Origin of the sequence: Aquimarina latercula DSM 2041 (assembly GCF_000430645.1) — a bacterium.
Classification (GTDB): Bacteria; Bacteroidota; Bacteroidia; order Flavobacteriales; family Flavobacteriaceae; genus Aquimarina; species Aquimarina latercula.
In genome coordinates this window covers 12,515-34,934 of sequence record NZ_AUMK01000020.1, presented here as the reverse complement: position 1 = coordinate 34,934, position 22,420 = coordinate 12,515, and the positions used below count along the sequence as shown (strand labels likewise).

The 22,420-nt window shown below is 30.2% G+C and carries 20 protein-coding genes and 1 pseudogene; 8 read left to right on the top strand and 13 right to left on the bottom strand.

Features of this window, described 5'->3' with window-relative positions:
* The first annotated feature begins 23 nt into the window (after positions 1-23).
* Positions 24-1,577, top strand: a complete 1,554-nt coding sequence (locus H526_RS31020; RefSeq protein WP_027394116.1) for a carbohydrate-binding protein — start codon at positions 24-26, stop codon at positions 1,575-1,577.
* A 240-nt stretch (positions 1,578-1,817) separates the two neighbouring features.
* Here H526_RS31020 and H526_RS0117025 read toward each other — a convergent pair whose 3' ends face one another.
* On the bottom strand, positions 1,818-2,042 hold the full coding sequence (locus tag H526_RS0117025; protein WP_035085883.1) for a hypothetical protein: 225 nt from the start codon (positions 2,040-2,042) through the stop codon (positions 1,818-1,820).
* Positions 2,043-2,231: 189 nt separating this feature from the next.
* Here H526_RS0117025 and H526_RS0117020 point away from each other — a divergent pair, with 189 nt between their 5' ends.
* Positions 2,232-3,152, top strand: coding sequence for a LysR family transcriptional regulator (locus H526_RS0117020; RefSeq protein WP_027394114.1), 921 nt, complete (start codon positions 2,232-2,234; stop codon positions 3,150-3,152).
* A gap of 146 nt (positions 3,153-3,298) precedes the next feature.
* The gene (locus H526_RS0117015) at positions 3,299-4,165 is read left to right on the top strand and encodes a YitT family protein (protein ID WP_027394113.1); all 867 of its coding nucleotides are present in this window, start codon (positions 3,299-3,301) and stop codon (positions 4,163-4,165) included.
* Between the two features lie 67 nt (positions 4,166-4,232).
* On the opposite strand, the gene H526_RS0117010 is transcribed toward H526_RS0117015, so the two are convergent.
* From H526_RS0117010 to H526_RS0117000, 3 genes are all read right to left on the bottom strand, one after another.
* Entirely contained in the window at positions 4,233-5,198 is a 966-nt protein-coding gene (locus tag H526_RS0117010; protein ID WP_027394112.1) for a sodium-dependent bicarbonate transport family permease, read from the bottom strand.
* Positions 5,199-5,253: 55 nt separating this feature from the next.
* Complete coding sequence (locus tag H526_RS0117005; protein WP_027394111.1) at positions 5,254-5,541, bottom strand: hypothetical protein; 288 nt, start codon at positions 5,539-5,541, stop codon at positions 5,254-5,256.
* A gap of 849 nt (positions 5,542-6,390) precedes the next feature.
* Positions 6,391-6,966, bottom strand: coding sequence for a nitroreductase family protein (locus H526_RS0117000; RefSeq protein ID WP_027394110.1), 576 nt, complete (start codon positions 6,964-6,966; stop codon positions 6,391-6,393).
* Positions 6,967-7,037: 71 nt separating this feature from the next.
* On the opposite strand from H526_RS0117000, the gene H526_RS0116995 reads away from it, so the two are divergent.
* Together H526_RS0116995 and H526_RS0116990 are read left to right on the top strand one after the other, a co-directional pair.
* The gene (locus H526_RS0116995; RefSeq protein WP_027394109.1) at positions 7,038-7,742 is read left to right on the top strand and encodes a methyltransferase domain-containing protein; all 705 of its coding nucleotides are present in this window, start codon (positions 7,038-7,040) and stop codon (positions 7,740-7,742) included.
* 2 nt (positions 7,743-7,744) lie between these two features.
* Positions 7,745-8,173, top strand: coding sequence for a hypothetical protein (locus H526_RS0116990; RefSeq protein WP_027394108.1), 429 nt, complete (start codon positions 7,745-7,747; stop codon positions 8,171-8,173).
* Between the two features lie 15 nt (positions 8,174-8,188).
* Here H526_RS0116990 and H526_RS31015 read toward each other — a convergent pair whose 3' ends face one another.
* From H526_RS31015 to H526_RS0116970, 4 genes are all read right to left on the bottom strand, one after another.
* Positions 8,189-9,310 (bottom strand): pentapeptide repeat-containing protein, encoded by a 1,122-nt coding sequence (locus H526_RS31015; RefSeq protein ID WP_051336205.1) that lies wholly within the window; start codon positions 9,308-9,310, stop codon positions 8,189-8,191.
* A 142-nt stretch (positions 9,311-9,452) separates the two neighbouring features.
* Positions 9,453-9,674 carry a hypothetical protein gene (locus H526_RS0116980; protein WP_027394107.1) on the bottom strand — a complete coding sequence of 74 codons (222 nt, stop codon included), beginning with the start codon at positions 9,672-9,674 and terminating at the stop codon, positions 9,453-9,455.
* A gap of 209 nt (positions 9,675-9,883) precedes the next feature.
* Positions 9,884-10,681, bottom strand: coding sequence for a tetratricopeptide repeat protein (locus H526_RS0116975; protein WP_027394106.1), 798 nt, complete (start codon positions 10,679-10,681; stop codon positions 9,884-9,886).
* Positions 10,682-10,686: 5 nt separating this feature from the next.
* Complete coding sequence (locus H526_RS0116970) at positions 10,687-11,259, bottom strand: RNA polymerase sigma factor (protein ID WP_027394105.1); 573 nt, start codon at positions 11,257-11,259, stop codon at positions 10,687-10,689.
* Between the two features lie 380 nt (positions 11,260-11,639).
* Between H526_RS0116970 and H526_RS0116965 the strand changes: the two genes are divergently transcribed.
* Together H526_RS0116965 and H526_RS0116960 are read left to right on the top strand one after the other, a co-directional pair.
* On the top strand, positions 11,640-12,977 hold the full coding sequence (locus H526_RS0116965; RefSeq protein WP_027394104.1) for a S8 family peptidase: 1,338 nt from the start codon (positions 11,640-11,642) through the stop codon (positions 12,975-12,977).
* Positions 12,978-13,076: 99 nt separating this feature from the next.
* The gene (locus H526_RS0116960; RefSeq protein ID WP_027394103.1) at positions 13,077-15,824 is read left to right on the top strand and encodes a CHAT domain-containing protein; all 2,748 of its coding nucleotides are present in this window, start codon (positions 13,077-13,079) and stop codon (positions 15,822-15,824) included.
* 47 nt (positions 15,825-15,871) lie between these two features.
* Here H526_RS0116960 and H526_RS0116955 read toward each other — a convergent pair whose 3' ends face one another.
* From H526_RS0116955 to H526_RS0116945, 3 genes are all read right to left on the bottom strand, one after another.
* Positions 15,872-16,600 carry a hypothetical protein gene (locus H526_RS0116955; RefSeq protein ID WP_155839713.1) on the bottom strand — a complete coding sequence of 243 codons (729 nt, stop codon included), beginning with the start codon at positions 16,598-16,600 and terminating at the stop codon, positions 15,872-15,874.
* 51 nt (positions 16,601-16,651) lie between these two features.
* Positions 16,652-17,623 (bottom strand): hypothetical protein, encoded by a 972-nt coding sequence (locus H526_RS0116950; RefSeq protein ID WP_027394101.1) that lies wholly within the window; start codon positions 17,621-17,623, stop codon positions 16,652-16,654.
* A 148-nt stretch (positions 17,624-17,771) separates the two neighbouring features.
* Positions 17,772-19,688: a T9SS type A sorting domain-containing protein gene (locus H526_RS0116945; RefSeq protein ID WP_027394100.1), complete on the bottom strand. Its 1,917-nt coding sequence runs from the start codon at positions 19,686-19,688 to the stop codon at positions 17,772-17,774.
* Between the two features lie 490 nt (positions 19,689-20,178).
* On the opposite strand from H526_RS0116945, the pseudogene H526_RS32370 reads away from it, so the two are divergent.
* Positions 20,179-20,406, top strand: a pseudogene (locus H526_RS32370) (recombinase); the annotation flags it as partial.
* On the opposite strand, the gene H526_RS0116940 reads toward H526_RS32370, so the two are convergent.
* Together H526_RS0116940 and H526_RS0116935 are read right to left on the bottom strand one after the other, a co-directional pair.
* Positions 20,396-22,072, bottom strand: a complete 1,677-nt coding sequence (locus H526_RS0116940; RefSeq protein ID WP_027394099.1) for a S8 family serine peptidase — start codon at positions 22,070-22,072, stop codon at positions 20,396-20,398. The pseudogene H526_RS32370 and the gene H526_RS0116940 overlap by 11 nt on opposite strands.
* A 62-nt stretch (positions 22,073-22,134) precedes the next feature.
* Positions 22,135-22,314: a hypothetical protein gene (locus H526_RS0116935; RefSeq protein ID WP_027394098.1), complete on the bottom strand. Its 180-nt coding sequence runs from the start codon at positions 22,312-22,314 to the stop codon at positions 22,135-22,137.
* Positions 22,315-22,420: the final 106 nt, after the last annotated feature.

Below are 22,420 nucleotides of genomic sequence, written 5' to 3'. Positions count from 1 at the left end.
AACCAATATAAACACAAACTCTTATGACACCATTTAAAAAAATCATTGGATGTATCTTCTTAATTCAGATACTATTCTTGTCTTGCACTAATGAAAGTTTTCTTGATGAGGAAAATCTTAAAGAAATCACTCCGGTAATCGATCGGTCTGCAATCACTGAACCTATTATTTTAGGGTACTTCCCATCCTGGTCAGAAAGTTGGACTACAACTGGACAAGGATCCAAACTTAGAGATATTCCCGAGCATGTCACTCATGTCTTTCTGGCTTTTGCAAGACCAAACTTACGATATCAAAAAGGATCTTTAGATATTACAGGAACCGGAATTCAAACTCCTTATGATGGCCAAACTCTAAAAGAATCTGTATCTATTCTTAAAACTAAAGGAATTAAAGTAATTCTTTCTATAGGTGGAGAAACTTACTGGGGCACAAATGCTGCTTACGACATCAATTATCAACAAATAAAAGATTTAGTAGATGATATTGGTTTTGAAGGTATCGACTGGGATTTCGAGCCTAACGGCGGATTTCAGACTATTGGGGAATCAATTAATGTGCAGCGATTTATTAGTTTTTTTAATGAATCTAGAGCACTGATGCCTAAAGGTCAATATGTAATTGCCTGCGCACCTGCAGGTGCAGGAGCTTTAGGAGGCCTTAACAATGATGATCCCTCTTCTCCTTTTGCTCATAGTAAAAGAAATACAGTAACTAGAGAATCCGATACTAACCTATTTAATGCCACATCACCAAATCAAGCAATAAGTTTATTTGGCTTTGCTTCTACAGGTCACATGATCCCCGTAATAAAAGCAGTAGGTGATAAAATTGATTTAATTGCTTATCAAGGTTATAATACAGGAGCAGCTAGCAACAGAACAATTATGTACGACTCTTATAAACATTATGCAGATCAATATGGATTCTCAATTGCGGCAGGTACTCATTATCCCAATGAACCCTGGGGCCCCTATTATACCTACAATTATCAAAATATGGCTGACTTATCTGATCATATTTCTTCAAAAAGTACGACAGATGGTATTATGATTTGGCAAATGTTACTTGAAGAAAATTCATCATCTGCCTATGGGTATTTATATGTGTCAAGTCAAGTTCTAAATGGAACTTCTCAAGCACAAGCAATTGCTAATGCTGAAAATTATCCCGAATCGCCATATACCGGAGATGGTGATGGTGGAGATGGAAATGGTTCTGGTTGTTCATCTAGTCAGTGGAATTCATCTGTTGCTTATACAAATGGTAATGAAGTAGTTTATGAAACTTCAGTATATAAAGCAAAATGGTGGACTCAAGGAGATAACCCAATAACTAATAGTGGAAATGGAAAGCCATGGGAATTTATAGAAAACTGCGATGGCGATACTGATGGCGGAGATGGAAATGACAATTGTAATGTAAACCAATGGAACTCATCCACTGCATATGTAACAGATAATGAAGTTTTCTATGACAATGTTATTTATAAAGCAAAATGGTGGACTCAAGGAGATATTCCAGTATCCAACACCGGAAACGGAAAACCATGGGAATTTGTTCAAAACTGTAATTAGCCACAATAAGAATAAAACACTTTTCTCAACTAATTGATTATCATTTTGATAATATTCGAACCGCCTGAAAACAGGCGGTTTTTTTATAACTTACAATATAAAAAAAGTAGTTACTGAATTCAGTAACTACTTTTAAAACAACTAATACTGAAAGTATCACAAATGGATAACCGCAGTGGGCATTTTACGGCTTTCTAACTAATTCAAACTTTTGCATAATTTCATTTTTTCTTTTTCAGATTATGTAATAGATAAGCGTCCTTTTAGTCTTTTATCAATTTTGCGCTTTTTCTCTGTAATCAATTTCATGATATCCATTAAATATGGATCTTTACTTTTCTTATAAATTTCGTTAATACTTAATACTAATAATTTCGCTTCTCTGGATGCAGAAACTCGATCACTTGTACTCATATTACTCATACTTCTTTTCTGAAAATCTCGTGCTTTTTTTAATAAATCCATAGAAATACATTTTAAATTAAACTTTCAAAATCAGCTAAAAATGAAAATTAATTAATCACTAAAAAATGATATTGAATTACTAAAAATCAATACCATTATAGTTTTTATTCATTTATTATAACTCCAATTTACTATAGATTTTTCATATATTTTTATTTATATTTGTTATCTTAGTCATTAATATTTTTTATGAATTATACATTGCATCAGCTTCAGATTTTTCTAAAAATTTCAGAAAAAGAAAGCATCACGAAGGCTTCAGAAGAACTTCATTTAACACAGCCTGCAGTATCTATTCAACTCAAAAATTTTCAAGATCAATTTCCTATTCCTCTTACTGAAGTTATCGGAAGAAAACTTTATATCACCGATTTTGGAAAAGAAATTGCAATTGCAGCTCAAAAAATAGTAGATGAAGTCAATCAAATTAGCTACAAAACAAAAGCGTATCAAGGCCATCTATCCGGTGTTTTGAAAATTTCTGTTGTATCGACCGGAAAATATATTATACCCTATTTTTTATCAGATTTCATGAAACAACACGAAGGTGTAGACCTCATCCTTGATGTAACCAATAAGCAACAGGTTGTTAATAGTTTAGAAAAAAATAATGTTGATTTTTCTCTTGTTTCTGTATTACCGAAACATCTACAAATTGAAAAAACAAAACTTATGGAAAATCAATTGTATCTAGTAGGTAACACCTCAGAAAAATTTACAAAGAAAAAATATCAAAAATCCATATTTTCCGAACTTCCTTTAATTTATAGAGAGTCTGGTTCCGGAACCAGACATACTATGGAAACCTATATAGAAAAAAATGATCTTCCTGTTAGAAAAAAAATGGAATTAACTTCTAACGAAGCAGTTAAACAAGCAGTAATTGCAGGATTAGGATATTCAATAATGCCTCTTATTGGCATCAGAAACGATCTAGAAGCGGGACGTTTACAAATCATTCCTGTACAAGGTTTCCCTATAAAATCAATCTGGAATCTAATTTGGTTAAAAAACAAAAAGTTTTCTTTAGTCGCAGAAGCTTTCCTAAAATATGTTGAGGAACAAAAAGATGAAATAATTAAAGATAAGTTTCATTTTTTTAATCAATAAGGTATTTATAGAAGATTATTACACATACCTTATAACATAATAAATAGTTATGTTTTTTATCATAAATATAAATAAAAATATATGCTAAATAATACTGATTTTTGTATATCAAAGGGTTAACTAAAATCCTTTATAAAATCACAAAAATGACCAAAGTATTTATTTCTAGAATATCCGAATATTTTCAAATCTCTATTGGTGTAATATTTGCTAGTATTGGATTAAAAGCATTTTTATTACCTAATGGTTTTTTAGACGGAGGAGTTACGGGTATCGCTATCTTACTTAATTCTACATTACATATCAATACTTCTGTTATCCTAGTTTTATTGAGTATCCCATTTTTGATTATAGCATATTTTTCAATTTCAAGAGCCATGGTAATCAAATCTATATTAGCCATCATTGGCCTCGCTATTTCTATACAGTTAGAAACTTTTGATGTTGTAACAAATGATAAGCTTCTTACCTCCATATTTGGTGGATTATTTCTTGGGTTAGGAATAGGAATTACTATAAAAAATGGAGCCGTTTTAGACGGTTCTGAAATACTTGGTATTTATGTCAATAATACTTTTGGTGTAAGTATTGGAAAGGTAATTTTATTATTCAATTTTATATTATTTTCAATAACTGCGATTATAGTCTCAAAGGAAACTGCTATGTATTCTATTTTAACTTTTTTAATAACTGCAAAAATAACAGACCTTACTATTGAAGGTTTTGAAGATTTTATTGGTGTAATGATTGTATCCAAAAAATCAAAAGAAATGAAAAACGCAATCAAAGAAAAATTAGGAGCCGGAATGACTGTTTTTCAAGGAGTAAATGGTTATGGAAATAATGGCCCAACAGAAAACTTCGAAGTAATCCAGACTGTCATAAATAGGTTTGAAATTAGAAAAATAAATAGAATTATAGACAATATAGATCCCGATGCCTTCATTATTGAATACGATGTAAATAAAATTAAAGGAGGTATTTTAAGAAGGTATCTTCATAAAAACAACTAATATCCTTAAGAATAAAAAAGGTTCAAGCTATTTAATCTTGAACCTTTTTAAAATGTATCCATTATTACTAGTTAAATATTTGTACCAAATACAGATATAATGGTAAGCCTATTGTAATATTAAATGGAAAAGTTACTGCTAATGCCATTGGAACATAAAGACCTGGATTTGCTTTTGGCGCAACTAATCTCATAGCCGCTGGCACTGCTATGTAAGAAGCACTAGCTGCTAAGATTGCCAATAGGAACCTATTTCCAATACTTTCGATAAAAGTAGTACTAATTAAGGCCACTAGAATACCATTAAACAATGGGATCACTATAGAAAACAATACTGCGAACCAACCTTTCTTTAAGAAAGAAGAAATCTTTTTTCCACTGGTAATTCCCATATCTAATAGAAATACAGCCAAAAACCCTTTAAAAATATCTGTTGTAAATGGTTTTATACCTGCAGCTTGCTCTTGACTTGCCAAAAACCCTACGACCAAACTTCCCATAATGAGTAAAACACTTCCATTAGTTAATGCGTGCTTTAAAACTTTTCCTAACGGAATAGCATCCTTAGTATTTTTATTCATTATCGACATTAAAAGAACACCTATCATAATAGAAGGCGCTTCCATAATAGCCATAACGGCTACCATATGTCCTCCAAAAGAGATTTGCTCCATTTCTAAAAAAGAAAGTGCGGTTACAAAAGTTACCGCACTTACTGAACCGTAGGACGCAGCTATTGCACCCGAATTTTCTATACTATACTTTCGCCTTAGAATAAAAAATGTGTATATCGGCACAACGAGTGCCAATACTACTCCAAAAATAAGAGACCATATTATCTCTAATGTTAATTCACTATGAGAAAGTTCTTGACCACCTTTAAATCCTATCGATAATAATAGGTATAGAGAAATAAATTTTGATGAGTTTTCTGGAATTTCTAAATCACTCTTCAGTCGTACTGCTATAATTCCTAAGAAAAAAAATAATAAGGCAGGATTAGTTAAATTATCAATTAATAAATGTAAATCCATAATAAAGACAATACTATCTATTTTTTAAGTTTGAATATGTTTAAAAATTATTGAATTATTTTTTTATTAAAGTAATTTGGATATCGCTCTCAATCTGCAACTCCAAACCTTCTCTTCGAGCTTCCATTATAGTCTCTCGTATTGATTCTTTTGCTTTCATTAATTCATCTATCCTACTATATAATTGAGGCGTATCATCATTACAATCTTGCTCAGTAATACATAATCTCTGTAGCTTATGAAAATTAATTTTCTTATCTATAAAAATGTTAAGAATATCTGATGCTTCTGATGGGCTAAAGACTCCATCCATTAGTTTAACTTTTTGATCTGTAAGTACCATAATTTCAATTTTTATTAATTACTATTAGTTTTAATTTCTAAATACTTTTTAGGTTTTGATTCTTCTTATGATTTATATTTTGAAAAATAAAAGCAAAGACTAGATATGCCTAGTTATTTCATAAATAATCCTGTAAACCTGTAAAGAGGATAAAAGGAGAATTATAAAGAATAAACCTGCAAGAAAAATTTTATTAATTATTTTTATATCAAATGATGTTTAGTTTACAATTACATTTCTGTTTTCAACCGAATAAAAATTCACTTTCATCAATATTTTAAGCAACGCTACTGGTAAAATTTTGCTTAACTAAAAACAAAAGTGAGAACATTTTTTCATATATTTTTATTTATATTTTCAATACAAAACATAAGATAAATTTATGTTTTAAAATATTTATTAATTCATAAAAATATACTCTCTCCTAACGCCTCTAGGAAAATAAGTGTAAAAAAAAGCCACATAGATATGTGGCTTTTTTTAAGTTATGAGGATTTAATTTCTAAAATCATAAATAATAAACTGTCTAGTATTTATAAATAAAAGTTTTTTTAGAAAAAAAATAAATATGTAGCTTTAAATAAAAATTTAACAAACATTAATACATAAAGACGTTATTTCAAAAAATTATTGTGAAATCAAAAATATATAAGAAACAAACACCTTGGAATACGGAAAATAGAATAATAACAGGTAAAGTAAATTTTTAAATAATATAAATCAATTATCTATGTCTAAAAAGAGAAGATATAACTAAAATACCTATTCTTGAATGTATTTATTAATTGTAAATACTTAAAATGAAGCATACCACAGATTAATTTATAATTTGGAAGGGTTTTTTATTTACTAATCGAACCATTTTACTTTCTCTTCGACTGGATTTCTTTTAGAAGATAACTCATCTTCTTTATCGTAATTACCTATATAAAGAAAACCTAGGCACCTTTCTCCTTCTTCAAGTTCAAAAAACTGGTCTGCATATTTTATTGATACGGGACTACTCCAATAGCATCCAACGTTATTAGCTGCGCATGTAAGCCACATATTCTGGACAGCCATAGCAGTTGCAGCTATTTCTTCCCATTCTGGAACTCGTTCTTTAGCATCTCTTTGCATACATATAGCTATAATAGTATCAGACGCATCACATTTATCTTTAATCTTTTTGACTTTAAATGGCGAAAACTTATCATCTGGTGTGATATCCGTATAGGTATCCGATAAAAAACTTCCTAATCTATCTTTTGTTCCTCCACGTACGACCTTAAAACGCCATGGTTCCGTTAAACGATGTGTAGGAGCCCAATTTGCATTCTCCAATAAGTTTTTAATAAATTCTTTAGAAACTGGCTTATTATTATATTGAGAAGGAAAAATTGCCCTTCGTTCTCGAATAACCTGATTTAAATATTCATTATTCATGAATTTTATGTTTTTAATGTAAAGTTATTATTAATATTGAGACCAATAAAAAATAAATCCTAATTTAGATCTTGAATTTGCGAATTCGTCTTCATACAAAAGAACAACTTGATAATTTATCGCTATCTGGAAAGAAATTATCAAAAGTATTAATAAGCTTAAAATTAATCAATAAACTGTTCGGAAATCACAAGCAGCTAGCTAAAAGCACTCTTGACTATTGTATTAAAAATCCTCAGAAAAAACCAATTCGTATTGTTGATATAGGTTGCGGAGGTGGTGATAGTATTTATAACGTTTTTAGCAAGCTTAATAATAATGGTATTCAAGTTAATTTTCTTGGAATTGATGGAAACCCACAAAGTATTAACCACGCTAATTCTTTATATGCTAAAGAGGATCAAATACAATTCGAGATTGGTGATATTCTAGATCCTGCATTTATAATTCCTGATTGTGATATTATCATAAGTAGTCATTTTATATATCACTTTGAAGATGAAGAATTAATTCAATTTATAAAAAGAATACAAGAAAAAGGAATTAAGCATATTATATTTAGCGAATTAAAAAGAAGTAAAACTGCTTATTTTTTATTTAAGTATTCAAGTATTTTTTTACCCATTTCTAAATTAGCCAAACAAGATGGATTAATTGCAATACAAAGGGCTTTTACCATTAATGAATTAGAAAATATTATTAATAAAAGTGACGTAAAAAAATATACTGTACACAAAAAAACATGGTTTAGAACCTTAACCAAAATAGATCTTTAATTATGAAAGAAATCCTTATTCAAAATCTAAAAGAAATAAAGGAAACTCCTAAAACAATGATCTTCACATATATTATAATATATTTTTTATGGGGATTAGGAATGAATCAGTTTGGTGCAGAAATGGAAATTGCAAGATTTAGTTATTGGTGGCAGGTAATCACTTGTTATATCTTGTATATGGTTCCGATTTCAATTTTATTAAAAAAATACAACTTCTTTAATCAATATGCATACGGATTAGTGGCTATGGGTATTCTCGAGTTTCTGGGGTATTGGTTACAAACTTCTTATGTATATCCAAATAACATACTAGACCTATTATTTAATCCTCAGAATTTTAGTTTGGGAATGGCTTTATTTTTTGCTTTATACTTTCCTGCTGGAAACTGGCTAGTTAACAAAGTTCATAGCCTAATTTTCAAAAATTGATATAAACTTTGTTTTTTACTTTTTAACCAGGATAAATTGCTGCTTGCCTTGTTTTTTAACTCGATATTTATCTTGAATATCTTCTGCACCTTTTAGATCCAAAGAATCCTTAACAAAAGTTATCCAATCTTGTCGATGCACAATCACATTATCTAAAACCACATCTGATAAATCAGCATCATCTAACTTAGTTCCCCATAAAGTAGCTTCTGTTAAATCTGCTTCTGTCAAATCTGCTCCATATAATTTCGCATTTGTTAAATCACAACTTAATAATTCTGAATTGGTTAGATCGGCATTAGTAAGATTAGCTCTTTTTAATATCGCATCGGATAGATTTATTCTTTTTAAATTAGCGTACACCAATTCCGCTCGCTCCAAATTAGCCGCAGGAAGATTAACTTCTGATAAATTAGAATGGTTTAAATTGATATACTTTAAATTAACTCCTCTACCCAAGAATATATCTTTAAAATATGTGTAACTAAAATCAGAAGCATCCAAAATCTCTCTATAAGATTGATCTGCTAGGTCACTTCTTATCAAACTAAATAACAATTGACCTTTTTCTGGACTGATTTTTTTATCAATAAGCTCCCCATCTTCTTCATATCTATAGGGTTTCATCGCTCTAGACAAGCTCGCTATTCTTGCTTCTAAAACGGGACTAATATTACGCTCACTAGAACCCTTATATTTTAGTTCCTCACTTAGATCAGAAAGCAAATTATCCATAATAAAAACTAAAGAGGATCTTCTCTCGGCTTCTATTAATTCATTTTGATTATCTACTAACTTATTCTGGTTAATTACCAGTTTTGTTTGGTATAACAATATAACAGAAGGTATAAGTGTCACAAACAACCCAAAAAGACCAATTCTAGTAATACGCCAGATAATATTAGAAGAAACATCAGAAACGGTATCGACAGAAACAGTTTTCGTTTCCTTGTACTCACTGATAGCATTAGTAATACTTTTCTTAAGTTTTATTCCTAAGAGCGGAACACTAGATTTTTTAAGTAACCAAAAACCAACACTTTTTTTCTTTTCTTTTCTTTTTTTAATCTGATCTAATCGATCCTGAAGTTGTTGTTTTTCCTTCTCTAGCTGCTTTATTTGTTCTTGCTCGGTCACTTTACTCTAGGGTTTGGGATTTTGAATCTCCAATATATTAAAGTTAAATGATTAATACCAATTAAAAAAAAGAAAGCCTTTTTATAAAAAAAAGGCTTTCCAAATCTAACATAATAAAATATAGTCCAAAAAAACCATACCCTTACTTTATATAATTAGAAATATCTTCTGTAATACTTTCTACCAACGAAGTTCGTTCTCCATCATCTACTTGATTAATAATCTTTGCTAAAAGCAGTAAGTAACTCGCAACATAATCACTTTTCTTATTCTCATTCACATACTCTTTACCCTCAACCGCTATGAAGGTAATTAGATTACGTATAACCTCTCTTAAATCCGAAATACTTAACTCCTCTTTCATTTTTCAAGTAGATTTGTTTCTAAATTTTATAATGAAAGTAAGGTTCTAACTTTCTAAAAATGAATATAAAACTTTAGAAAAATAGTAATTCTCGATAAAAGGCAACTTTTATCGATTTAGAGAATTTTGTAGAAATTTAAAGGAAAAATGTACAGTTAACGAAGGCTCATAAAAGCGCTATCATTAAAATAGTATAATTGATTAAAAGTTTAATCAAGTTGTTCTAACAACTCTTTAGCTTCTAGTTTTTTAAAATTCAAACCGTTATAAATCAATAATTTAAACTCATTCTTCGCTTTCTCCAACTCATTAATCTTTAAAAAACATAACCCTAAATACCAATGAGCTTTAGAAGAATCAAGACTATCATTGTTCAGTAATTTTGTAAAAGATTCAATTGCATCTTCATTCATATTTAGTTCTAATTGATTGGCTCCTAAATACAAAAGAATTTGTGAATTCAACTCTTGATTATTTTTTAACGTAAGTTTTTCTATCAAGATTAATGATTCATCGTATTTTTTACTTTTGAACAGTTTTTCTATATTGACTAACTCAGTAGCGCTATCTCTTTGAGTTAAAGAAGGCAGTACATTCCAATCTTTATACTCCGCATATAATTGACTATTATCAACATCTTTATTAAACTGCCCTAAAAGAAACAGTCCTGCGATAAAAATAGCTGCTATTCCACCAGCATAAACAAAAATGCGTTTCATTTTAGATGTTTGTGGCTCTTCGAAATATGATTGTTCTGCTTTACCAATTGCGTCTTTAACAGACCCTCCTTTATCTCCCTTAAAAAATTCTTCATACTCTCTTACTTTTTTATAAGAAGGCTTTTTATCCGTTAAGTTCCAATTTTCACTATCGTAAATGGTATTCATTTCTTGATAAAGAGTTAGAGCTTCTTTTGCATCTGGATTTCTATCTATTTTTTTTAGAAAAACGATCGTTTCCTCCTTGGTCATTTCACCATTGAGGTATTTCTCTATTTCCTGCTCCATAGTATTCAAAACTCTTTTAATTCGTTATAACGCATATCGGCATGTATAGCTTCTTTTAATTTCGATTTACACTTAAAAATCCGTTGTCTTACCGTATTTTCTGATCCATACCCTAGCTTTTCTGCTATTTGTACATAAGGTACTTTATTAAAAAAAAATGCTAGTACTTCTCTACAATTCTGCGATATTTCTAATAATTTTTCTTGAAATAACTCCCACTTCTCCTGTTCATATGTCGCCAAAGCTATTTCTCTTTCTTCATGAACAAGATCCATAACTCCTTCATTTGTTACCCTCATTTTTGATAATTTTGAAGCTCGTCTCCATAAATTCTTGCAAATAGTTATAAAGTACCCTTCAAAACTATAAGTAATCTTGAAATTTTCATCTTGTGCTCTGGCAGATAATTGTAACAATGCTTTTTGCATTACATCCTTTGCATCATCTTCTGATCCATCGTGACTAACTATGTAAGACTTTACTTTAGGATACAACCTATTATATATTTCCTTAATACCCTTATCATTACCTGATTTAAGGCTCTGTAATAGGTAATCATCAAGCTTTTTATTTGCCATGGAATCTCTAAGTAATTATAGAATAATTTCTATACGAAGAACACAAACATAACTATAATTCGTGAAACTTTGTTAGGGGAATAAGACTGTTTTTTTATGGGTTAACTGCTCTTATTAATTGACTTTTTAAGAAAGAAAAAGGGAAATATAATTATCTATAAAACGCACAAAAAATACTACTTAAACACGCTTAAAATCAAATAATTAACGTCAAAAAATAATTTCAAAGCCAAATCAAATTATACTATTTAAACAAATTATCTTAAATATTTGGGTAACATTTCTACTATTTTCGAATCCGGTCTATGAATATCAACTAAAAATGTGGTTTAGGAATATATCATATGACTTTACACATTTTAAAAAACAAACTAATTATCATGAAAAAAAGTATCATAATAGTAACATGGATATACATTGCATTAATCGGAGTATGGGGATGCTCCGTTGATGAAGATATTATAACTCAAAACACTGGTTTCGGAGAAGTTTTAGAAAAAAATATTCCTAACAATCCTATAGTACCGGAAATTATTAGAAATCAAGTTGTGGTAAAATTTACGGATTCCACTTTAAACGAGACCCAAAAAAAGAACCTGCGATCTGATCTTGAGCAAACTTATGATTTTAAAATATTACAGAAGGAAGTTTGTGACTGCGATCCCCAAGGGCCAGAATTATGGACAATAGATACCCTATATACAGATTTTATGGGAGTACAACACTTAGTAGAAAATCTAGTAACTAATTACGAAGATAACTCTGGTGAAGAAGAAGTTGAAGAAGGCAGAGCTATATTTGATTATCAATTCTACATAACTATTGCCAATAAGACTTTATCTGGTCACTACAGTAGTCGTTTAGGGGATAAAATAATATCATCAACCAATCCTGATTATGTAAATATTGCAATAGTGGACACAGGAATTGACTATGATTATTTTAATAACCCTATCTTATACAGTACAAGGGGTGAATCGAATGGAAGCTTTGGAGATTCTGGATGGGATTATGTGAATCACGATAAAGATATGAGAGATGATAATGGACATGGTTCTAAAGTAGCAAAAATCATTAATTCCGAATTAACAGCTAATCAAATTCCGCATCAACTATTATCTATAAAAGCCTTTGATGAGAATGGACGTGGTAGTTATTATGATATCGTTTGTAGTTTAAACTATATTTCGAAATTGAACAATATCGATATTGTAAATATGAGTTTTGGATGGTATGGTTTAAAAAAACAAAAAATTCTAAAAAACAGCATTGAATCTATGGAAAATAATGTACTATTTATTGCTTCTGCTGGTAATCGAGGATTAAATGTTGATGAAGAAATCGCTCATTTTCCATCTGGATATGCAATAAAGAATCTTTTGGGAGTTGGCGGTTATGAAATTGAGGTCAGTGAGCAAATGGAGATGCCAGATTTACTAGATTTCATATCTATAGTAGAATCAAATTATGGCCCATCGACTATAGACATAGCTGCACCAATAAACGGATATTTCTATACTATGGATACCGAATCAAACCTTACAATTAATCCTACAGGAACCTCTTTTTCCGCAGCCTATATAGCAGCTATAGCCGGAAAACTATATGACAAAGAACTCACTTCATTACAGCTCAATAACGCGATATTAAATAGCGCATATAGGGTACAAGGATTACAAAATTTTATTCAACAAGGTAGAGTGATCGTTAGAAGATAATATAAATGCATATGTCCCTACATTCAAAAATTTAAAAGCAATAAATCGTAGGTATAATTTCATTGCTTTTGTAAAGTGTAATTTTCATATTTTTAATGTATGAAAATTACACTTTTTTTCTTGCTACTAAGTATTATTCCTTTCACCATATATTCGCAACAAGACAAAGATGAGTTTAACAAACTATTGAGTTTATCTATAGATCTGGAACTGAAAGAGCGCAAAATAGATTCTTTCTTTGAACACACAAACGAGCAATATGATATAGTCCTTGCCGACAATTATCATGACTATGGAGTCTTTCTATTTAAAAAACGGAAAAAAACTAATGAAAGAAAAAACCTTCGTAAAGCAATTTTGTTTACAAAAAAATCCTTGTCAATTAAAGATAGCCTACAAATTAAATCATCCAAATCATTAGATAAAACATTATATAATTTAGGGTTTTTCAATTCTAGAATTCAAGAATATTTTAAAGCTATTACTTACCTCATACGGTTATCTGAAACAGGGCAACTTGATAAAAAAATAGTTGCTAACTCAGAACTTTCTATAGCATATAAAAATATAGGGGACTACCACAAAGCATTAAGCACTATAGAAAAAGCTATTGGGTTGTGTCCAAATAATTCTAAATATGATAAAAAAAGAGTTAATTTCTATTTGCTCAAGGCCGACATATACTCTTCTATGGGGTATAAAAGACATTCAAATAAAATTAAGTCAAGTCTTCAAAAAGCGGATTCTATACTACAATCCGTTTCTTACAACCCTGCAAAACAAAAAAACAGTATATTCCAAATAGAAGGAAACCTACTTCTTAAAACAGAAAACTATCGTGAAGCCATTACCAATTTCTCTAACGCCATTAGTAGATTACACCCTCTGGATTCAAACTATAGAGCCATAACGCACAATAGTTTAGGGCTTGCATTTTTAAAAATAAAACAATTAGATAGTAGCAAACTGCATTTGGAAGAAGCAATTAAATATAATCCCAGTTATACGCCTGCCTACGAAAATCTTGGTGATTTTTATATCACCAAAAAAGAATTCAAAAAAGGATTACTGTTCTATCAAAAAGCTATACAATATACTTTTGATCCAACTAAGACCTATGATTACAACAACATTATTAAAGAAGAAAATTTAGAACTAATACCTAATAAATACTATACTCTAAATCACTTAATCCAAAAAGCCAATGGTTGGATGCAGTATTATAACCACGACAAAAACCAAGATCATCTCATACAGGCTTTAAAAACTTTTAAAATTGCAGATAAATTAGTTGATATTATTCGTTTCGAGAGCTCTGAATATAAATCTAAGTTATATTGGAGAGAACAAGCTTCATCTTTGTACATGAAAGCTGTAGAAGTATCTTTTCTATTAAAAAAATATGAAGACGCCTATTATTTTATGGAAAAAAATAAGGCGATACTCTTATTAGAAGATATTACTAATGAACAAGCAAAAGAGAATGCTCAACTACCTTCGGAACTAGCTAGCAGAGAATATCAGCTAAAACAAAGTATCTATCTATCAGAAAACAAATTAAATATACTAGACAACACATCAAAAGATAGTATTCTCGCAGTGAAAAAAGAAATCTATCAACATAAGCGCAGCTATCTGATCTTTGTAGATTCTCTTAATATCAAATATCCCGAGTACGCAATTAACAAGCAAAAAGTTAAGGTTCTACCCTACTCGAATTTTACAAAGAAGTTTATTTCAGACAAAGAAGTTGTATTACAATACATTCTAAATGATGATCAAGGATATGGAATTCTTCATGCGAAAGGCAAATCCATAATTTTCGAGATTCCTAATCCAAAAGAATTAATTCGGGATATCAGTATCGCAAACCATCAAGTTACTAACTGGTTTAAAGATCAAGACCAATTAAGAACCTACCACAAAATAGCACATCATATTTTTAACCAACTTATTCCAGAGAATGTTTATTCCCTAATTAAAGGAAAAAATGTAATAATCATTCCTGATTATGCATTGCAACAACTTTCTTTTGAAACATTGATTACATCAAAACAAGAACATAGTTATTTAATTAAAGATACCGAAATTAGGTATGCCTATTCTATGAGTTATTTAGATCAAAATAAAAACAAAAACAGAAACCCTGAACTCAATTTTTTAGGTGTTGCGCCAATAGATTTTAATATAGATAATTTAGGTTCTTTAATTCATAGTAAAAAGGAAGTGACCAGCATATCTGACATTTTATCTGGAGATATTTTATTAAAAGAAAAAAGTCTTAAAGATAGTGTTATTAGCAATTTTGATAAATACAATATCTTACATCTATCTACACATGCTGATGTTGGAGCTATAACAAATCCTTGGATTGCTTTTAGAGATCAAAAAATGACATTACAAGAAATATACGCCACCAAAAATCAATCAGAAATGGTAGTGCTTAGTGCTTGTAAAACCTCTTTAGGAAAAATCAACAAAGGCGAGGGTGTAATGAGCCTAGCCAGAGGGTTTTTCTATGCAGGTACCAATAGCGTAGTCTCTTCTTTATGGTCTGTAAATGACAAAGCAAATCAGGAATTGATGATTGACTTTTATAAAAATATTAATCAAGGATCTACAAAATCCTCTGCTCTTCGAAATGCTAAACTACACTACCTAAACACTCATGATGGTAGCGAATTATCTCCTTTTTATTGGGGTTCGTTAATACTTATTGGTAATAACACTCCTATTTCCCTGGATCAAAATTCGTTTAAGCCTTATATCGTTTTCATTCTTTTGATGCTAGTAATTGGCGCTATAAGTCTTTATTTTTTTAAAAAGAAAAATAGAAAGGCTAAATAAATAGTATCATTTTAGCCTTTCTATTAAAAAATATAATTTCTTACTTACTACGACCCGAATATACTTTCGCCAACGGGAACCTTTTCAATCGTAATAGAATTATTTAAAACCTCATCATAATTATCAATATCATCACCTTCAAAGTAATCTTCAAATACCGTTAAAAAGTTAGTTGACAAATCCGGACAAGCACTACATAAAGTATTAAAGTTCCTTAACGTAATAGTGCAGCTGCAATAACTTCCTGCACCATCTAACCCTATTGAGGCCCAAAGATACGGTGGCAAATAAACAGCCTGAAAATCATCAATCAACACTCCATGTTGAAACACATAATCTTTTGGCACATTTACTTCTGTTGGATAAGGAATATATAATACATTCACTTTTGCTTGATTCTTTCTATCATCTACCTCTTGAATTAAAATAGCTCGACTATCTTCTTTATACAGAATCTCTTTAATAAAAGATATTTCCTCTCTTTCAATCGGTAATTCATTTAGATCAATAAATGATACTACATCTTTTCCTGTTATAAATTTAGGCGTTTTCGAAGTGCCAGGTACAAATCTAAAATCTGGATCAATAGCTTTAGCATATTGTAAAGCATATAAACTTGCAATTCGTGCATCCATACTAAACATAGATGTTACCTCTTCTGCTTCTTTACTAGTATTAAATTGTAAAGCGCTAGATTCTATTTCTTCTTTGTTACAAGAAAGAATGAAGCTTGCAAAAAGCACGCATAGAATTCCTTTTAAAATATTATGATTCATTTCCATTGGTTTTATTTTTAATGTTTATTTCTTGTTATCAATAAGCTAATACTAGTAGTAAATCCAAGTACCTACCGTATTAGGAGTAGCAGGATACCAATGCGACCAATGTTTTGTAACCCCTGATCTGGGAGTAAATTCTGCAGGTATAAAACCAGCACTCCAATCATATACATCTATGGCTTCATAACAGTTACAATAATTATGACTAGACTTTGATTTTATTCGAGGAGATACTTCAAAAAAATCTTGCGCGTACCAAGACGCTTCAAACTCTAATCTATTATCAGTTTTTACATCTTTCCAATCATTCCACCATAACACTTTTGACCATTCTTGCGTTTTTGTAACGGACCCTATCGAGCTATAAAAAGCCCAATGTCCATTCCATTGCTTAGCAATCATTCTCGCCTTTCTTCCATTAAATTCACGAATCACTTTTGTTGTAGAAGCTGATTTTTCAGTGATTTCTTCTATTTTATTTTCATGTTTAAATACTGTAAGATTTTCTCCAAAAGAGATCGTCTCACCGTCTTGGATTTGCACATCACCTTTGGCATTTGCAGCAATAAACTCATTAATTACTTTTCCAAATCCTCGTGTATATGTGTAGACAAAATCTCCATCTATTCTAAAGATTTTATCTTCTATTCCTATTTCTCCATTCTCATTTAGTAAAAAAAGCAACATACTATCCGGAGAATCCACCTTTGCTATATTTTCCCTTTTTAGACCAAGTTGTTCAGCCTCCTCTTTTTCTAAACTATTATACACTAACAATAATGATAGTCTTCCTCGTTCTTCGAAAGCAATTCTTGCTTCATCTAAAAGATTTTCTTTCGACTCCATTTTTTGAGCAATAAACTCTTTAAATTCATCTTGCGAATCAAAACTAAGCATAGAAGACTCTTTAGTTTCTTCTTTAGTATTAATACTAGTTTCTTCTTGCTGTAGAACAGTATCATCCTGCGTACAAGCAATCAACAACGTACTTAAAACTATTATTCTTAAAATATTTTTCATTTTTATTCTTTTATAAATATTAGTTACTTTTTAAAGTTTTTAAAACAATCCGGATATAATAAAAAACATATATCCCATCATTCAATTAAACCATTTGACAAACCATATACTTAATTCATCAAATGGTTGTTTTTAGTTTCTTATATTTCTATTGTATTGCTAACTGTTGGGTTATTACTTCACCAGAATTTCTTATAATTCTAACAAAATACATTCCTTTAGAAATCCTAGAATCAATCTCCAAAATGATATTCTCTTTCTGAACTGAAAAAGATAACGAGGTACTTTTTCCAGAAAGCTCCACCAGTTCTATACTTTTAATTGGATCATTAAAAGATCCCGAAATGGTAAGTGTATTTCCTGACTGTACCGGATTAGGATACATCTCTAACTTAGATAGATTAGTATCTTTATCATCTGAAGAATTCTCTCTTTCATATTCTTCATATAATTCATAAATAGTACCCGAATTAACTAACTCATTAATTTCTTTGGTATAAGCACTATCTGGCTCAAAAGGATACTCTTTAGTTTCTAAAATAAAACCTCCAATATTATTTTCACTTTCTTGTATCTGAACTCTAAAATATTTTCTGGTTTCTTGCCATTCTTTGCAATCATTCCAGATTCCGTGTTTCACATAATACCAAGTATTTATTAAAAGCCCTTGAAAAGAAGCTATATCAGAATTACAACAAAATCCACTGATTACATTATGGTTTACATCATACACTTGCCATCCATGATATACAGAAACTGGATTACTATCTGCCTGTACATTTACACTTACCTGACCATTAAAATTAGAACTTACACTTAATGCAAAATCAGTAGTGTATCCAGCCCAACTAACTGAACTAGGAATAATTTTTCTAGTTTCTTGCCACGGATAACAATTTTCATCAGCATCTTTCCAAACTCCATGTTTGATATAATAATTTTTAGTCCTACTTAGTCCACTAAATGTTACCGTTGTTCCACCTTGGATAGGTCCTATTTGTGTACCTCCATTAGCAACAGAAGTTGGTGTTTCGAATAATCCCCACCATTGATACGCATTTGGATTTGTTGCTGTTACCTGTACTGTAATAGTTCCATTACCAGCACAGCTAGTATTCATGATAAAATTAGAATCTAATCCTACATTAGGCAATACTGTAAATCGCTTGGTTAAAGGCAACCATCCGATACAATCATTACCCAATGCTACTTTGATTTCATATTCATATCCAACTTCAAAATTCACATTATTGCCTGCAAATAGTGTCGTTAAATTAACTGTTTGCAATTGTCCTGTAGTCCAACCTAATCCAGATACATACTGAAAACTACCTGTACTTCCTGTAGGTCTTCTCCACGCATCTATAAAATAACGAACCTCTCCCTGAGAAGCGCTTCCGTTTAAGAGAATTGTCTCTCCATCACAAAAAGCATCTTTAGTATTGGAATCTGAATCTTCAAAATGAAAATCAACAGATAAAGATTGACTTTCTTCTATAACGATATCATCAATTGCCATTTCTGCCTGCTTTACTCCTCCTGTATATAGCGGATTTATTAAAAGTCTAGCATAGTTTGCATTAGGTGTAAATGTAGTTGTAACCAAATGCCAGTTATTTCCTAAATATGTGCCTATGGTATTAGAAAAAATAGTTTGTTCATTAAGAATATTTCCATTCTGGAAATTAACTGCTCTTACATTTATAGTGCCGTGATCACTTATGTCCTGATTACCTCTATCATTAGTCCTTACTTTAAAAGAAACTGCATAACATTTTCCGGTCTCAAATGCGATAGGAGTTTGTATACTTTCATAATGATTAGTGGACCCTCCTGACCACATCCAAGCATGCGGATTAGACGATACGCCGTGCAATGAAGGACTCCCAGAAAAGGAGTTCCAATTAGGAACGCAATTATTACTGGTGGTAGTAAACGCAAAACTATAATCATTACAATTTGTATTGTAATTAGAAAAATCTCCGTTAGTAACTAAATTTTGTGCTACCCCCAAGTTAACTGATACTATTGTAAAAAATAGCATTAAAATAATTTTAAAATTCATTGTATTAGTTTTAAAAGAAATGCCTACTCATACGCTTTTCGGCTGCCGCGTTTTGCTTCACAAAAAATTATACAGGTTGATCAGACCTAGAAACAATTGCTTATTTGGTAGGAGGAGTATGTTTATCTCTAAATGTTACCCTGGGTTTTTATTTTTTTTTGAAATAGATGGTTTCCACTAATGAATCATCAGTGAGATACATCAAAAAATAAGTGAATCAATAAGGAGAAAAGAAGAGCAGAAATGAGATGAGTACGAAACCAGAATGTGGAATCATTATATTCGAGCTAAGTAATTATTTTGAATAAAATTTTATTTAGCTTACTAAATGTGTTCTTTTAAAATGGCAAAATACTTTACTGAAACGAAAAATACTTCAACCGAAAATTCGAAATGGAACAATATTGGTAACTATAAATAATACTGTTGTTATTAAGTATATTTATTACGAGAGGTTAAATTAGGTTATTAATGCCTAATAATATTTTATAAGTTTAACAAATATCTAAAGGAAATTGCTCTGCGGGCAGAAATTGACAAAAAGGTAACTACACATATTGCCAAACACTTATTTGATAATATTGCGGGTGATAAAATATCTCCGGAGATGTTACAAAAGCTTTAACGACATTCACACCTGACTACCACGATTGGATATCAAGGGAATTTTATTTATAAAGATACTGATGAAGCCTTAGATAGTGTTATTAATTTTTAGCTTTATAAATTTCCTCTGCCATAATCAAGGCATTATAGGCATTTACTATTTTACCGGATTTTGAAAGTTCCGAGAAAGGAATTAGTTTTTTAGTTCCGTCTTCTTGATCAATTTCCACATCAATATTATACTTTACACCTGAGTTCATAATGATTTCTTTGATCTTTAACATTTTAAGTGATGGATAATATCCTTTAATTAAAGCGGCAACTCCACTAACAACAGGTGCGGCAACCGAAGTACCTGATTGAAAATCGTATTTATTATTAGGTTCCAATGTATATATATCTTCTCCCGGAGCAAATATATCAACATTATTTTTACCATAATTAGAAAAAGAAGATTTAAGATTTTCTTTCAAAATATAAGAAGTTGAACCCACAACTATAAAATTATCCACTATTTCCTGAGCTTCATCATCAAAATCGTTAGGATGGATAACGCTTTTATCAATGTCAATATTTTCATTACTAGCTACACCAACAATTAAGACATCTTTTTTATTTGCATAGATAATAGCTTCTTTCACCCAATCCTCCCTAATAGAAAATTCTTTTGCAAAACTCATATTAATAATATTCGCACCATTATCAACAGCATATCTTATAGCAAGGGAAATATCTTTATCATATTCGTCTCCACTACAGGAAATACTTAATGGCATTATCTTAACATGGTCATAAAAACCATCAATTCCGATATTATTATTTCTTTTTGCTGCAATAATGCCCGCTACAAGTGTTCCATGACTATAACCATTCTTATTAATAGTCAAATCTCCCGTTCCATAATTAATATCATTAATATTATTGTAGTCATCTCCAATTTTTTGACGAGGATTATAGCCTATATTTAAAGACTTATTGATTTTATCATCAGCATTATTTTTATAATCTTCAATCCATTTTACTGAAAGATCATATTTTAAAAAATCAGACATAAAATAAACAAGTTGTGCTTTTTTATCATCAATATCTTTATATACATTATAAAGGCTATCAAGTTCTTTAATAGTATAATCTTCTTTAGGGAATAATTTTTTTAACAAATCCTTGGATTTTGGATAGTTATAGTAAAGAAAATCACCATATTCTTGATCCTTTTTCGCAGCAACTAGAGCTTCTTCATACTTTTTTGTTGCAATTTTGTATAATTCATAATTTTTCGGTTGACTTTTTTTAGAAATTTCCCCATCAACTTCGTCAAAAACAGGTTTAAATTTTCTTACTATTCGTACGAATTCAAAATCGGATCTAGCTAAACTTTCTCCTTTACTATTTACCAAATAATCCCAGCCATTAATATCATCTATATAACCATTCTTGTCATCATCGATTCTGTTTTTGTTTACTTCTCTTTTATTTCTCCATATTTTTCCATTAAGATCCTCATGATTTATGTCAATTTGTGTATCAATAATAGCAACTACAACTTCTTGTTCTGTTTTCACCGATAAAAAGTCTAAATTATATGCCTTGATTAAGCTGACTCCAGGTATTGAATCTTCAGAAAGATCTAAATGGCTCCAATTCTTAAGTTTATTTTTACTAACATTCTGTTGGTTAGGAATTACCGCAATAGATTGTGACGTATATAAAAATAATTTATCAGAACAACTAGTTATGAAAATCAATAATAATACTAATACTGTGTTTTTAGTAATCATATAAATTTAATTGACAATAAAGTCGAAGTGTAAAAACACTTCGACTTTAAGATATAATTCTATTATTGTTCAGGTTTTGTAGGACTAGTTGGTATAGTTGGACATTTTTCAGTCAACTTTGTTTTGGTAATAGTTTTAGTCACATCATCAGTATCATTTCCACCTAAAATAGTTCTAGGGTTATTTAATTTAGCAATTTGAAATTTACTCAAACTTAATTTGCCTTTCATTTTTTTTTTCATCTTAAAATATTTAAATAATTAATTTCCAACGCAAATTTAGATATTAGAATCGGGTTTTAAATCATTTTCAATTACACAATGGTCTGTTTTCATGAAACTAGACGTA

Coding starts and splice junctions, on each gene's coding strand:
- H526_RS31020 (WP_027394116.1), top strand. CDS start 24: ATGACACCATTTAAAAAAATCATTGGATGTATCTTCTTAATTCAGATA.
- H526_RS0117025 (WP_035085883.1), bottom strand. CDS start 2,042: ATGGATTTATTAAAAAAAGCACGAGATTTTCAGAAAAGAAGTATGAGT.
- H526_RS0117020 (WP_027394114.1), top strand. CDS start 2,232: ATGAATTATACATTGCATCAGCTTCAGATTTTTCTAAAAATTTCAGAA.
- H526_RS0117015 (WP_027394113.1), top strand. CDS start 3,299: ATGACCAAAGTATTTATTTCTAGAATATCCGAATATTTTCAAATCTCT.
- H526_RS0117010 (WP_027394112.1), bottom strand. CDS start 5,198: ATGGATTTACATTTATTAATTGATAATTTAACTAATCCTGCCTTATTA.
- H526_RS0117005 (WP_027394111.1), bottom strand. CDS start 5,541: ATGGTACTTACAGATCAAAAAGTTAAACTAATGGATGGAGTCTTTAGC.
- H526_RS0117000 (WP_027394110.1), bottom strand. CDS start 6,966: ATGAATAATGAATATTTAAATCAGGTTATTCGAGAACGAAGGGCAATT.
- H526_RS0116990 (WP_027394108.1), top strand. CDS start 7,745: ATGAAAGAAATCCTTATTCAAAATCTAAAAGAAATAAAGGAAACTCCT.
- H526_RS0116980 (WP_027394107.1), bottom strand. CDS start 9,674: ATGAAAGAGGAGTTAAGTATTTCGGATTTAAGAGAGGTTATACGTAAT.
- H526_RS0116975 (WP_027394106.1), bottom strand. CDS start 10,681: ATGGAGCAGGAAATAGAGAAATACCTCAATGGTGAAATGACCAAGGAG.
- H526_RS0116970 (WP_027394105.1), bottom strand. CDS start 11,259: ATGGCAAATAAAAAGCTTGATGATTACCTATTACAGAGCCTTAAATCA.
- H526_RS0116965 (WP_027394104.1), top strand. CDS start 11,640: ATGAAAAAAAGTATCATAATAGTAACATGGATATACATTGCATTAATC.
- H526_RS0116960 (WP_027394103.1), top strand. CDS start 13,077: ATGAAAATTACACTTTTTTTCTTGCTACTAAGTATTATTCCTTTCACC.
- H526_RS0116955 (WP_155839713.1), bottom strand. CDS start 16,600: ATGAATCATAATATTTTAAAAGGAATTCTATGCGTGCTTTTTGCAAGC.
- H526_RS0116950 (WP_027394101.1), bottom strand. CDS start 17,623: ATGAAAAATATTTTAAGAATAATAGTTTTAAGTACGTTGTTGATTGCT.
- H526_RS0116945 (WP_027394100.1), bottom strand. CDS start 19,688: ATGAATTTTAAAATTATTTTAATGCTATTTTTTACAATAGTATCAGTT.
- H526_RS0116940 (WP_027394099.1), bottom strand. CDS start 22,072: ATGATTACTAAAAACACAGTATTAGTATTATTATTGATTTTCATAACT.
- H526_RS0116935 (WP_027394098.1), bottom strand. CDS start 22,314: ATGAAAAAAAAAATGAAAGGCAAATTAAGTTTGAGTAAATTTCAAATT.